6 protein-coding genes are annotated in these 13364 nt (G+C 71.6%); 1 reads left to right on the top strand and 5 read right to left on the bottom strand.

Annotated elements, in window-relative coordinates:
* Window positions 1-3: 3 nt before the first annotated feature.
* From glgB to ACWEJX_RS16490, 4 genes are all read right to left on the bottom strand, one after another.
* Window positions 4-2259, bottom strand: a complete 2256-nt coding sequence (gene glgB, locus ACWEJX_RS16505; protein ID WP_451608138.1) for a 1,4-alpha-glucan branching enzyme — start codon at window positions 2257-2259, stop codon at window positions 4-6.
* Between the two features lie 186 nt (window positions 2260-2445).
* Window positions 2446-3795 carry a maltokinase N-terminal cap-like domain-containing protein gene (locus ACWEJX_RS16500; RefSeq protein WP_451608137.1) on the bottom strand — a complete coding sequence of 450 codons (1350 nt, stop codon included), beginning with the start codon at window positions 3793-3795 and terminating at the stop codon, window positions 2446-2448.
* 241 nt (window positions 3796-4036) lie between these two features.
* A complete protein-coding gene (gene treS / locus ACWEJX_RS16495) occupies window positions 4037-5731 on the bottom strand; it encodes a maltose alpha-D-glucosyltransferase (RefSeq protein WP_451608136.1) in 1695 nt (564 codons plus the stop codon).
* Window positions 5728-7713 (bottom strand): alpha-1,4-glucan--maltose-1-phosphate maltosyltransferase, encoded by a 1986-nt coding sequence (locus ACWEJX_RS16490; RefSeq protein WP_451608135.1) that lies wholly within the window; start codon window positions 7711-7713, stop codon window positions 5728-5730. The genes treS and ACWEJX_RS16490 overlap by 4 nt, the downstream gene beginning before the upstream one ends.
* A gap of 487 nt (window positions 7714-8200) precedes the next feature.
* Between ACWEJX_RS16490 and glgP the strand changes: the two genes are divergently transcribed.
* The gene (gene glgP / locus ACWEJX_RS16485) at window positions 8201-10795 is read left to right on the top strand and encodes an alpha-glucan family phosphorylase (RefSeq protein ID WP_451608134.1); all 2595 of its coding nucleotides are present in this window, start codon (window positions 8201-8203) and stop codon (window positions 10793-10795) included.
* Between the two features lie 104 nt (window positions 10796-10899).
* Here the strand turns inward: glgP and ACWEJX_RS16480 are convergent, their stop codons facing one another.
* Window positions 10900-12933, bottom strand: coding sequence for a M4 family metallopeptidase (locus ACWEJX_RS16480; protein ID WP_451608133.1), 2034 nt, complete (start codon window positions 12931-12933; stop codon window positions 10900-10902).
* Window positions 12934-13364 lie beyond the last annotated feature (431 nt).

Below are 13364 nucleotides of genomic sequence, written 5' to 3'. Positions count from 1 at the left end.
CGGTCAGGCGGGCCTGAGCCAGACCGTCGCCAGCGGCGGCAGCGTCATCCGCACGCTCGCCGCCCGCCCGTGCCACGGCACCGACTCGGTCTTCACCGGGTCGGTGCCGACCACGTCGCCGCCCCCGTACCGGGCCGCGTCGGTGTTCAGCACCTCCGACCAGGCGGCGAAGTCGTCCGGCACGCCGAGCCGGTAGTCGTGCCGCACCACCGGCGAGAAGTTGCAGACGGCCATCAGCGGCGAGCCGAACGCGTCGAAGCGCAGGAACGCGAAGACGTTGTCCTCGGCCGCGTCGCCCGCGATCCACTGGAAGCCCTCCGGCGAGGTGTCCCGCTCCCAGAGCGCCGGCGTCGCCGCGTACACCGTGTTCAGGTCGCGCACCAGGTCCCGTACGCCCCGGTGGTCACCGGCCGAGTGGTAGGTCTCGTCCATCAGCCACCACTCGGGGCCGTGCTCCGCCGACCACTCCGCGCCCTGCGCGAACTCCTGCCCCATGAAGAGCAGCTGCTTGCCCGGGTGCGCCCACATGAAGCCCAGGTACGCCCGGTGGTTGGCGCGCCGCTGCCACCAGTCGCCCGGCATCTTCGACACCAGCGCCCGCTTGCCGTGCACGACCTCGTCGTGCGAGATCGGCAGGATGTAGTTCTCGCTGTACGCGTACACCATCGAGAAGGTCATCTCGTGGTGGTGGTACTTGCGGTGCACCGGATCCTTCTCGACGTAGCCGAGGGAGTCGTGCATCCAGCCCATGTTCCACTTCATGCCGAAGCCGAGCCCGCCGAAGCCGCCCGGGCCCACCTGGTCGGTCGGCCGGGTCACGCCGTCCCAGGCGGTCGACTCCTCGGCGAAGGTGACCACGCCCGGGCAGCGCCGGTAGACCGTGGCGTTCATCTCCTGCAGGAAGGCCACCGCGTCCAGGTTCTCCCGGCCGCCGAACTCGTTCGGCAGCCACTCGCCGTTCTCGCGCGAGTAGTCCAGGTAGAGCATCGAGGCGACCGCGTCGACGCGCAGGCCGTCGAGGTGGAACTGCTCGCACCAGTACACGGCGTTGGCCACCAGGAAGTTGCGCACCTCCTTGCGGCCGTAGTCGAACTCCAGGGTTCCCCAGTCCGGGTGCGCCGAACGGCGCGGGTCCTCGTGCTCGTACAGCGGCCGCCCGTCGAACTCGGCCAGCGCCCAGTCGTCGCGCGGGAAGTGCGCCGGCACCCAGTCCATCAGCACGCCGATGCCGGCCTGGTGCAGCGCGTCGACGAGGTGACGGAAGTCGTCGGGGGTGCCCATGCGGGCGGTCGGCGCGTAGAAGCCGGTGACCTGGTAGCCCCAGGAACCGTGGAAGGGGTGCTCGGCGACCGCCATGAACTCCACGTGCGTGAAACCGAGGTCACGGACGTAGTCCGGAAGCTGCTCCGCGAGCTGCCGGTACGTCAGCCCCGGCCGCCAGGACGGCAGGTGCAGCTCGTACACCGAGATCGGCGCCTCGTGGGCCGGACGCGCGCCGCGCCGCGCCATCCACTCCGCGTCCTGCCACACGTGGTGGTCGGCGGTGACGACGGACGCGGTGTTCGGCGGGCACTCGGTGCGGCGGGCCATCGGGTCGGCGCGCAGCGTGTGCGAGCCGTCCGGGCGGGCGATGTCGAACTTGTAGACCGCGCCCTCGCCGATGCCCGGCACGAACAGCTCCCACACGCCGGACGACCCGAGCGAACGCATCGGCAGCGCGCTGCCGTCCCAGTACGTCCAGTCGCCGGTGACGCGCACCCCGCGGGCGTTCGGCGCCCAGACCGTGAACCGGGTGCCCGCGACGCCCTGGTGGGTCATCACCCGGGCGCCGAGCGCCGTCCACAGCTCCTCGTGGCGGCCCTCCGAGATGAGGTGCAGGTCGAGCTCGCCGAGCGCGGGCAGGAAGCGGTACGGGTCGTCGAGCTCGAGCTCGGGGGCGGCGTCCTCGTAACGGACCCGGAGCGCGTACTCCGGGACCTTGCGGAGCCGGGGGAGCAGCGCCGAGAACAGCCCGTCGCCCTCCGACCGCAGCTCGACCCGGCGCCCCTTCGGCAGGACCGCCGCCACCTCCATCGCCCACGGGCGCAGCACCCGGATCACCACCCCGCCCTGCACCGGGTGGGCCCCGAGCAGCCCGTGCGGATCGTGATGCTCCCCGGCGATCAGCCGGGCCCGGTCACCGGGGTCGAGCGGGGGCGCCGTACGGGGCGTCGTGCCGGCCTTCTTTCCTGCGGGCTTTCCTGCGGGACGGGCGGTCACCGGGGGTGCCTCCTGGGGGTGCGAGAGGGGTACGGGTACGGAACGCGGGGGCGCGCTCCGGGGAAACTCGGCCGAACGGGGCGCGTCGGGGTCGCCGCAGGCGGGAGCCCCGGCCGGTCGGGGGCGCGCTGGGCCGAACGGGCGCCGTCCATCGGGGCGAGGGCACACGACGGGATCCCGGGATCCTCACGCTCCTCCCGCCAGGCGTTCGATCGCCGCCATCGGGACCGGGAGCCAGTCCGGGCGGTGGCGGGCCTCGTAGACGACCTCGTAGACCGCCTTGTCCGTCTCGTAGGCCCGCAGCAGCGCGGGCTGTTCGCGCGGGTCGGTGCCCGAGGCCTCCGCGTAGCCCGCGCAGTAGGCGGCGCGGCAGCGGGCCGCCCAGGCGGCGTTCCAGGGGCGGTGGGTGCGGGCCGCGTAGTCGAAGGAGCGGAGCATGCCGGCGATGTCGCGGACCGGGGGCTGGGCGCTGCGGCGTTCGTCGAGCGGCTTGGCGGGCTCGCCCTCGAAGTCGATGACGGCCCAGGCGCCGTCCGAGCCGCGCAGGGTCTGGCCGAGGTGCAGGTCACCGTGGATGCGCTGGAGGCACCCCGCGCCGAGCGAGTCGCCGGCCGCGGCGAAGACGGCGCGGAGCCCCGGCACGTACGGCAGGAGCGCGGGCACCGCCTGGGCGGCGGCGTGCAGGCGGGCGTCCATCGAGGCGGCGAGGTGCGCGGCGCGGTCGCGCGGGAGGCGCTCGGTCGGCAGGGCGGTGGCGAGCGCGAGGTGCACCTCCGCGGTGGCCCGGCCGAGGGCGCGCGCCTCCGTCGTGAACTCCCGTCCGTCGGCGAGCGCGTCGAGGGCGAGCCGCCAGCCGTCCCGCGAGCCGCGCAGATAGGGCTGCAGGACGCCGAGCGTGGCCGCGCCGGTCTCGAACCAGGCGACCGGTGCCGGGACCCGCGTGCAGCCGGCGCCGGCGAGGGCCAGCGGCAGCTCCAGGTCCGGGTTGGCGCCCGGCGAGACCCGTCGGAAGATCTTCAGGATGAACGAATCGCCAAAGACCAGCGAGGAGTTGGACTGCTCGGCGTCCAGCATGCGCGGCGCGAGCGCCGGCGGCAGCGGGGCGGTGGCGTGGAAGCGCAGCGGGCCGATCCGGCCCGGGGTGCGCAGCCGGTCGTAGAGCAGCCCGGCGAGCCGCGGGTCGCGCAGCCCTTCGTAGACGGCCCGGCCGGCCAGCGGGCCCTGCCGGATCCGCCCGATCAGGGCGGGGGCGAGCCGGGGCGGCAGCTGGGGCCGGACACCGAGGAGCAACTGGTAGCAGTCGGCGGGCGTTCCGGCCGGCCGGGCCGGCTGTTCGACCCGGACGAGGAGATGGAGGAGCCCGGGCCCGTTGCCGTCGAGCGGCAGCAGCTCGGTGGCCGCGTCCAGCGTGAATCCGGTGACCCGGCGGCCCTTGCCCGCGAACCAGCGCTGCCGCGGCAGCCAGGTGTGCAGCAGCGGCGCGAGTGACGGAAGGAGGGCGTCCTGGGCCTCGGTGGTGGATGCGGTCTCCGGCATGGCATCGCGTCCTTTCCCCGGGGCGCGCACAAGGCGTTCGTATGCGTTCAAATGCGCAGAGTGTCCCGGATGGCGGCTTGGGCTGTCCGGATGTGCGGGACGTGTCGGAAGGGGAAGATCCGTATGGGCCCGGCAAGAAGGCCCGTATGGACCTGAACTGACCTGAATCGTGTGTGGGTCACAGTTCCCGGTGTGGGGCGGAGGAAACCGCCCCACATGACGGGACTCAATTGACGTTACGTCAGGAGCGCTTCAGGCGGAACCAGTAGAAGCCGTGCCCGGCCAGCGTCAGCAGGTACGGCAGCTCGCCGATCGCCGGGAACTCCACCCCGCCGATCAGCTCCACCGGCCTCGACCCGGCGAAGCGGCGCAGGTCCAGCTCGGTCGGCTGCGCGAACCGGGAGAAGTTGTTCACGCAGAGGACCAGGTCGTCCGCATCCTCTCTCAGGAAGGCCAGCACCGCCGAGTTCGACGACGGCAGTTCGGTGTACGAGCCGAGTCCGAAGGCACGGTTCTGCTTGCGGATCTCGATCATCCGCTTCGTCCAGTGCAGCAGCGACGACGGCGACGCCATCCCCGCCTCCACATTGGTCACCTGGTAGCCGTGCACCGGATCCATGATGGTCGGCAGGTAGAGCCGCCCCGGATCGCAGGACGAGAAGCCCGCGTTGCGGTCCGGCGTCCACTGCATCGGGGTGCGCACCCCGTCCCGGTCGCCCAGCCAGATGTTGTCGCCCATGCCGATCTCGTCGCCGTAGTAGAGCACTGGCGAGCCCGGCAGCGAGAAGAGCAGCGCGGTGAACAGCTCCATCTGCTTGCGGTCGTTGTCGAGGAGCGGGGCGAGCCGCCGCCGGATGCCGATGTTGGCCCGCATCCGCGGGTCCTTGGCGTATTCGGCGTACATGTAGTCGCGCTCCTCGTCGGTGACCATCTCCAGGGTCAGCTCGTCGTGGTTGCGCAGGAAGATGCCCCACTGGCAGCCCGCCGGGATCTCCGGGGTCTTCGCCAGGATCTCGGAGACCGGGTGGCGCGACTCCCGCCGCACCGCCATGAAGATCCGCGGCATGACGGGGAAGTGGAAGGCCATGTGGCACTCGTCGCCGCCCGAGCGGAAGTCGCCGAAGTAGTCGACGACGTCCTCCGGCCACTGGTTCGCCTCGGCGAGCAGCACCGTGTCCGGGTAGTGGTCGTCGATCTCCTTCCGCACCCGCTTGAGGAAGGCGTGGGTCGCGGGCAGGTTCTCGCAGTTGGTGCCCTCCTCCTGGTAGAGGTACGGCACGGCGTCGAGCCGGAAGCCGTCGATGCCCAGGTCCAGCCAGAAGCGCAGCGAGGACATGATCTCCTCCTGCACTTTCGGGTTCTCGTAGTTGAGGTCCGGCTGGTGCGAGAAGAAGCGGTGCCAGTAGTACTGCTTGCGGACCGGGTCGAAGGTCCAGTTGGAGGTCTCCGTGTCGACGAAGATGATCCGGGCGTCCGCGAACTGCTTGTCGTCGTCGGCCCAGACGTAGTAGTCCCCGTACGGCCCGTCCGGATCGCTGCGGGACTCCTGGAACCACGGGTGGGCGTCGCTCGTGTGGTTCATGACGAAGTCGATGATCACGCGCATCCCGCGTGCGTGCGCCGCGTCGACGAACTCCACGAAGTCGGCCAGGTCGCCGAACTCCGGCAGCACGGAGGTGTAGTCCGCGACGTCGTAGCCGCCGTCCCGCAGCGGGGACTTGAAGAACGGCGGCAGCCAGAGGCAGTCCACGCCCAGCCACTGGAGGTAGTCCAGGCGGGAGGTGATGCCCTTCAGATCGCCCACACCGTCGCCGTTGCTGTCCTGGAAGGAACGGACCAGGACCTCGTAGAAGACCGCCCGCTTGAACCACTCGGGATCGCGGTCCTTGGCGGGGGTGTCCTCGAAGGTGTCGGGGACGGGTTCGTTGACAGTCATGATGCGGGTGACCCTCCGGTCTGCGGGGACGGTCGCAGGGCGAGTACGTGCGCGGGCGCGACACCCGGCTCAAGACGCACGTAAGCGGCCCTGCCCCAGTGATAGGTCTCGCCGGTGAGCTCGTCGCGCACCGGCACGGTCTCGTGCCACGCGAGGCCGAGTTCCGGCATGTTCAACGAGACCGTGGCCTCCTGGGTGTGGTGGGGGTCGAGGTTGGCGACCACGAGGACGGTGTCGGAACCGGTGCGCTTGCTGTACGCGACGACGGCGTCGTTGTCGGTGACGTGGAAGGTCAGGTTGCGCAGCCGCTGCAGCGCCGGATGGCGGCGCCGGATCCGGTTCAGGGTGGTGACCAGCGGGGCCAGTGAGGCGCCCGAGCGCTCCGCCGACTCCCAGTCGCGCGGCCGCAGTTGGTACTTCTCCGAGTCCAGGTACTCCTCGCTGCCCTCGCGCAGCGGGGTGTTCTCGCACAGCTCGTACCCCGCGTACATGCCCCAGGTGGGGGAGAGGGTCGCGGCGAGCACCGCCCGCACCTCGAACGCCGGCCGGCCGCCGTGCTGCAGATAGGCGTGCAGGATGTCCGGCGTGTTCACGAAGAGGTTCGGCCGCATGACCGCGGCGGCCTCCCCGGACAGCTCCGTCAGATACTCCGTGATCTCCTCCTTGGTGTTGCGCCAGGTGAAGTACGTGTACGACTGCTGGAAGCCGATCGCGCCGAGCGCGCGCATCATCGCGGGCCGGGTGAACGCCTCCGCCAGGAAGATCACGTCCGGGTCGGTGGCGTTGATCTCGCCGATCACCCGCTCCCAGAACACCACCGGCTTGGTGTGCGGGTTGTCCACGCGGAAGATCCGCACCCCGTGGTCCATCCAGTGGCGCAGGATCCGGACCGTCTCCGCCACGATCCCGTCCATGTCCGCGTCGAACGCGATGGGATAGATGTCCTGGTACTTCTTCGGCGGGTTCTCGGCGTACGCGATCGAGCCGTCCGGACGCTTGCTGAACCACTCCGGGTGCTTCTCCACCCACGGATGGTCCGGCGAACACTGCAACGCGAAGTCCAGCGCGACCTCCAGACGCAGCTTGCGCGCCCGCGCCACGAACGCGTCGAAGTCCTCGATCGTGCCCAGGTCCGGGTGGACCGCGTCGTGCCCGCCCTCCGGCGAGCCGATCGCCCACGGCACGCCCACGTCCTGCGGGCTCGCCGACAGCGAGTTGTTCGGGCCCTTGCGATGGGTCACCCCGATCGGGTGGATCGGCGGCAGGTACACCACGTCGAAGCCCATCGCCGCGATGGCCGGAAGACGCTTCGCCGCCGTACGGAAGGTGCCCTGTTTGGTCCGGCCGCGGACCACCCGTACGCCCTCCGAGCGCGGGAAGAACTCGTACCAGGAACCGAAGAGCGCCCGCTCCCGCTCCACCCGCAGCGGCAACGAGGGCGAGGCGGTGAGCAGTTCGCGCAGCGGATGGCGCTCCAGGGCCTCCAGGACCCGGGGTGCCAGCGCCGCCGCGAGCCGCACCGCGGCCGGCCGGGACTCGTCGCGCAGCGCGTCCACGACGGCGAGCACCGCCTCCCGGCCGCCGCCCTTCTTCGGCACGCCCTTCGCGGCGCGCTCGTGCAGCTCCGCGCCCTCGGCGAGGACCAGTTCGGAGTCGATCCCGGCCGGGATCTTGATCCGCGCGGTGTGCCGCCAGGTGGCCAGCGGATCGCTCCACGCCTCGACCGTGTACGTCCACAGGCCCTCGGCGTCCGGGGTGACCTCGGCCCCCCAGCGGTCGGTCCCCTCGGCCAGCTCCCGCATCGGGGTCCAGGGGCCCGGCCGGCCCGACGGATCGACCAGCACGACATTGGCGGCGACCGCGTCGTGCCCCTCCCGGAAGACGGTGGCCGTGACCTCGAAGGTCTCGCCCACCACCGCCTTCGCGGGGCGGCGGCCACAGTCGACCAGCGGGCGGACGTCCAAGACGGGAATACGTCCCATGAGCGGATTCACGGCATCACCTGACGGTTCGCGGGGGTGCGGGTGGTGTGCGCTCTTTGTAGCTCCGTCGAAGGCCGGTTGGTTGCGAGCATCGCCGCTCCTGTGCGCGTTCACTCGGATGGCGGGTCTGACGACGGTCCAGCGGGGTACGAGGAGGAACCTTCCCCCCGAATTCGGGTGGGCAATCCGGCGCTTTGTTAACTACTAGGGCGTAGCCGCACCGGCAAGAACACGTCCCGGACAAGAAACCGGCCCCGTCCTTGTGGGACGGGGCCGGTTCCGCCCGGATCCGGTCCGTGGATCCGGTCCGTGGAGCCGGTCCGTTACTCCGGCCCGGGGAGGCTGTGCAGAACGCGCTCCCTTTCCGCGCCCCGGTGCGCGCCCTGGTCCTGCGGGCCCGCCGCGCCTAGGCTCCCGGAGCGGAACCCGCGGACGCACAGCGTGGTGCTTCCGCTCCGCTCCACCACTGCCTGCGAAGGTGGAACACGTGAAGGCAATTCGTCGATTCACCGTGCGTCCCGTCCTCCCCGACACCCTTCGACCCCTCGCCGACCTGGCGCGCAACCTGCGCTGGTCCTGGCACGAGCCCACCCGTGAACTCTTCGAGACCGTCGACAGCGCCTACGACGGCACCGACCCCGTACGGGTGCTCGGGCGCCTCGACGCCGGGCGGCTCGACGCGCTCGCCGCCGACACCGGATTCCTGGAACGGCTGCGGGCCGCGGCCGCTGATCTCGACCGTTATCTGACCGAACCCCGTTGGTACCAGCGGCAGTCCGAGGCCGCCGGGCTGCCCGCGTCGATCGCGTACTTCTCGCCCGAGTTCGGCGTCGCTGCCGCGCTGCCGCAGTACTCCGGCGGCCTCGGCATCCTCGCCGGGGACCATCTGAAGGCCGCCAGCGACCTCGGCGTCCCGCTCGTCGGCGTCGGACTGCTCTACCGGCACGGCTACTTCCGGCAGTCGCTCTCCCGCGACGGCTGGCAGCAGGAGCACTACCCCGTCCTCGACCCCGGCGAACTGCCCGTCACCCTGCTCCGCGAGGCCGACGGCAGCCCCGCCCGGGTCACCCTCGCGCTGCCCGGCGGGCGCAGCCTGCACGCCCACCTGTGGCTGGCGCAGGTCGGCCGGGTGCCGCTGCTCATGCTGGACTCGGACGTCGAGGAGAACGCGCCCGGAGAACGCGAGGTCACCGACCGGCTGTACGGCGGTGGCAGCGAGCACCGGCTGCTCCAGGAGATGCTGCTCGGCATCGGCGGCGTACGCGCGGTCCGTTCGTACTGCCGGCTCACCGGCACCCCCGCGCCCGAGGTCTTCCACACCAACGAGGGCCACGCCGGCTTCCTCGGCCTCGAACGGATCCGCGAACTCGGCGCTGAACCCGGCGGCGAGACCGGCGGCGAGACCAGCGGTGAACCCGGCGGTGCGGGGCTCGACTTCGACGCGGCCCTGGAGCTCGTCCGGGCCGGCACCGTGTTCACCACCCACACCCCCGTGCCCGCCGGCATCGACCGCTTCGACCGGGCCCTCGTCGCCCGTCACCTCGGCCAGGACGGCGCGCTGCCCGGCGTCGACACCGCCCGGATCCTCGCCCTCGGCGACGAGACCGCGCTCGGCGGCGAGCCCGGCGTCTTCAACATGGCGGCCATGGGGCTGCGGCTCGCCCAGCGCGCCAACGGCGTCTCCACCCTCCACGGGGGCGTCAGCCGTGCCATGTTCGCCGGCCTGTGGCCCGGCTTCGACCCCGACGAGACCCCGCTCACCTCCGTCACCAACGGTGTCCACGCCCCCACCTGGACCGCCCCCGAGGTCGCCCGGCTCGGCGCCGACGCGAGCGACCGGGAGCTGTGGAAGCTGCGCCGGACCCTGCGCGAACGGCTCGTCACGGACGTACGGCGCCGGCTGCGGGCCTCCTGGCGGCAGCGCGGCGCGGCGGGAGCCGAACTCGGCTGGACCGACTCCGTCCTCGACCCCGACGTCCTGACCATCGGCTTCGCCCGCCGGGTCCCCTCGTACAAGCGGCTCACCCTCATGCTGCGCGACAAGGACCGGCTGCGGGCGCTGCTGCTGCATCCCGAGCGGCCGGTGCAGCTGGTCGTCGCGGGCAAGGCGCACCCGGCGGACGACGGCGGGAAACAGCTGGTGCAGGAGCTGGTGCGGTTCGCCGACGACCCGCGGGTGCGGCACCGGATCGTCTTCCTGCCCGACTACGGCATGGAGATGGCCCGCGGCCTCTACCCCGGCTGCGACGTGTGGCTCAACAACCCGCTGCGGCCGCTGGAGGCGTGCGGCACCAGCGGGATGAAGGCGGCGCTCAACGGCTGCCTCAACCTGTCCGTCCTGGACGGCTGGTGGGACGAGTGGTACGAGCCGGACTTCGGCTGGGCCATCCCCACCGCCGACGGGGCCGCCGCGCTCGACGAGGAGCGCCGGGACGACCTGGAGGCCGCCGCGCTCTACGAGCTGATCGAACGCCGGGTCGCGCCGCGCTTCTACGACCGCGGCGCGGACGGCGTCCCGGCCGGCTGGACCGCGATGGTCCGGCGTACCCTCGCCGACCTCGGGCCCAAGGTGCTCGCCGACCGGATGGTCCAGGAGTACGTGGAGCGGCTGTACGCGCCCGCGGCCGCCGCCCACCGCGCACTCGGCCCCGCCGCCGCCCGCGAACTCGCCGCCTGGAAGGCCCGGGTCCGCGCGGCCTGGCCCAAGGTCTCCGTCGACCACGTGGAGGTCGGCGACGACCTCGCCGACGCGGAGCTCGGCGCGACCCCGGCCGTCCGGGTCCGCGTCGCCCTCGGCGAGCTGACCCCGGACGACGTCGAGGTCCAGGCCGTCACCGGCCGCGTCGACGCCGACGACCGCCTCCTCGACCCGCGTACGAGCATCCTGAAACCCTCGGCCGGCCCCGACCTGGAGGGCCGCCTGCCCTACGCGGGCGCCCTCTCCCTCGACCGCACGGGCCCCTTCGGCTGCACGGTCCGCGTCCTCCCCGCACACCGCCTCCTCGCCCACCCGGCCGAGCTGGGCCTGGTGGCGCTGCCGGCGGAGACGACGGGGGCGGGGGCGGGGGTGCTGCTGCGCTGACGGGGCCGGCAGGACCACGCGGCCCGCGCGAACGGCCGACGGCCCCCGGGGTGTCTCCACCCCGGGGGCCGTCGGTCAGGACCGGTTCAGCGGCTTTCCCGGACTTACGGGAAGGTCAGCTTGAACTGGTTGATGTAGCCGGTGTCGTACGTGGCCTTGTCCTGGACGCGGAGCTTCCAGGTGCCGTTGGCGACCTCGCTGGAGGCGTTCACCGTGTAGGTCGCCTGGACGTTGTCCGCCGAGTCGGAGGACGAGAACGGCTTCAGGTTGTAGACCGTGCCGGACGGGCCGATCAGGTCGACGACCAGGTCACCGCGCCAGGTGTGGACGATGTCCACGCCGACCTGCAGGTTGCTGGGGGCGTTGCCGGTGACGCCGGTCACCGTGATGTTCGAGGTGACCGCCGGGCCGTTGTCCGGGATGGACACGTCGGTGTCGTTGGTGAACACCGTGCCGCCGGGGGTGCCGCCGCCGGGGCGGGTGCCGACGTTGACGGCGGCCCAGGCGTTCTGGACGGCCAGGACCTCGGCGCTGTTCGCGCCGTAGAGGTCGGTGGCCGCCGCGACCGTGCCGGTGCGGGCGCCCGCGTAGTTGGTGTTGGAGCTGAACTTGGTGGTCAGCGCCTTGTACCAGATCGCCGCGGCCTTGTCCCGGCCGATGCCGGTGACGGGCAGGCCGTCGGAGGTCGGCGAGTTGTAGGTCACGCCGTTGATGGTCTTCGAGCCGCTGCCCTCGGACAGCAGGTAGAAGAAGTGGTTGGCCGGGCCCGAGGAGTAGTGGACGTCGATCGAGCCGATGCCCGAGTACCACGAGTCCTTGGAGCCGCCGTCCTTGCTCGGCTTGTCCATGTAGCGCAGCGGCGTGCCGTCGCCGTTGATGTTGATCTTCTCGCCGATGAGGTAGTCGCCGACGTCCGTGGAGTTGTTGGCGTAGAACTCGACGGTCGATCCGAAGATGTCCGAGGTGGCCTCGTTGAGGCCGCCGGACTCACCGCTGTAGACCAGGCCCGCGGTGTTGGAGGTGACGCCGTGCGTCATCTCGTGCGCGGCCACGTCGATGGAGGTGAGGGGGTGGGTGTTGCTGGAGCCGTCACCGTAGGTCATGCAGAAGCAGGAGTCGTCCCAGAACGCGTTGACGTACGCGTTGCCGTAGTGGACGCGGGAGTAGGCGCCGACACCGTCACCGCGGATGCCGGAGCGGCCCTGCACGTTCTTGTAGTAGTCCCAGGTGAGCGCGGCACCGTAGTGCGCGTCGGCGCCGGCGGTCTCCTTGTTGGAGGCCAGGCCGTTGCCCCAGGTGTCGGTGCTGTTGGTGAACAGCGTGCCGGTGCCGGAGGTGCCGCCGTTGAGGTTGTACGTCTTGTGGTTGCCGCGCGTCGTGTCCGTGAGGGAGTACGACGGGGCGGTGCCCAGGGTGACCTGACCGCTGTACATCGTGTTGCCGATGCCGGTCTCGATGGCCTGCCACTCGTACAGCTTGGCGCCGCTCTTGGCGTCCGTGATGACGTGCAGGGCGCTCGGGGTGCCGTCGTCCTGGAAGCCGCCGACGACCGTCTCGTAGGCGAGGACGGGCGTGCCGTTGGCGGCCCAGACGACCTTGCGCGGGGCGCGCTTGGCGGTGGCCTTCTCGGCACCCGCCGCGTTCGCGGCGCCGATCGCCTGCTTCTGGGCGGCGGCCGGGGCGACGGTGGCCGCGGCGGTGTCCACCTTGGCGATGTCGGCGCGGCTGGCCTTGATGACACCGGTCTGGGCGCCGGCCTTGGTCTCGTCGACGATCAGGTCGCCGCCGAGGACGGGCAGGCCGTCCAGGGTGCGCTCGTAGCGCGTGTGGGTGGAGCCGTCACGGTCCTGGACCACGTCGCGGACGACCAGCTTCTCCTGGGCGTCGAGGCCGAGGCGCTTCGCCGTGGCGGCGGAGTCGGCCTGGGCGGCCTTGATCAGCGCGGCCCGCTGGGCCGGGGAGAGGTCGGCCGGCAGCTTGCCGGGGTTGGCGTTGCCGGCGGCCTGCGCCTTGGGCGCGGCGGCGAGCGAGCCGTTGGAGGCGGCGGCGGTGCCGGTCTGGACGCCGACGGCGACCATGGCGGCGGCGGCGATCAGGGCGCCGGTCGCGGTGAGGCGACGGCTGGGCGTGGTTCTCACGCAGACTCCTTTTGCGAGGGGGGTATCCGGAGGGCTGGGTGGGGCCAACCGGGCGGAGCAAACAGAGCTGGGGAGCGACGTGGTCCAACGTTCGGGTGAATCTGTGAACGTTGGTTCGCATGAAGCTGTGGAGAGATTGGCAGTACTGGCGGGTACCTGTCAGGAGCGCGTCAACAAGTTGGCCGGAAATCGTCCGTTGCTCGTACGTCGCTGTTCGTTAAGCGGACGTTTCGGCAATCGGAACGAAGGTGTCGTAGGGCGCGCACAGCCCCGTCAGTTCGGGGTTTCCGCCCCGGTCCGGCGCCATATAGCGGCAACAACGGAACCCCGCGGCGGGCCGGAAAAAGGTCGTGGCGCGTTCCGTACCGTCCGCCATGCGGACACCCTCGTGCGACCGTACGGGGCCCGGCCGGCGCCCGAAGCCGGGTGCC

It is taken from the genome of Streptomyces sp. NPDC004788 (assembly GCF_053601115.1).
Note: the sequence above shows the minus strand (reverse complement) of the source record. Positions and strands in the feature narration are given on the sequence as shown.